Below are 637 nucleotides of genomic sequence, written 5' to 3'. Positions count from 1 at the left end.
AGGCCGGGGCGCAGCAGTACGAGCCCATGGCGGCCAGCGTGCGCGCCGCGCTGCATGCCGCGGTCAGCGACGCCGCGGCGCCGACGCTGCCGATCCCCGACGCCGGCGAGCGTGCGCAGTGGCTCGCCGAGATGTCGCGCCGGCTGGCGAAACGCATCCCGGACGAGGCCTACCGCGAGGAACTCCTCACCAGCATCCACTACGAGGCCACGCGCGCGGGGCTGGACCCGCAGATGGTGCTCGGCCTGATCCAGGTCGAGAGCGCCTTCCGCAAGTACGCGATCTCCTCGGCGGGCGCGCGCGGCTACATGCAGGTGATGCCGTTCTGGATCAAGGTCATCGGCCGCACGGACGACAACCTCTTCCACATGCGCACCAACCTGCGCTACGGCTGCACCATCCTGCGCCACTACCTCGACATCGAGAAGGGCAACCTCTTCCGCGCCCTGGGCCGCTACAACGGCAGCCTGGGCAAGCCGGACTACCCCAACCTGGTCCGCGCCGCCTGGGAGCGCCACTGGAGCTGGAAACCCCAGCAGCTCGCCGCCGCAGGCGCCGCAGCGCCGCAGGCCGGCGCCGCGACGGGGCGCTGACACCGCGAGGCTTTCGCCACCCGCGAGCCGGGCCGGGCCGGCCG

The 637-nt window shown here is 72.7% G+C and carries 1 protein-coding gene; it reads left to right on the top strand.

Annotated features, from left to right (window positions below):
• Positions 1 to 593, top strand: a 593-nt coding sequence (locus C667_RS25965; protein WP_004391851.1) for a lytic transglycosylase domain-containing protein, incomplete at its 5' end; no start/stop codon positions are given.
• Positions 594 to 637: the final 44 nt, after the last annotated feature.

The organism is Thauera phenylacetica B4P, from assembly GCF_000310225.1.
Taxonomy (GTDB): domain Bacteria; phylum Pseudomonadota; class Gammaproteobacteria; order Burkholderiales; family Rhodocyclaceae; genus Thauera; species Thauera phenylacetica.
This window is presented reverse-complemented; position numbering and strand designations above follow the sequence as displayed.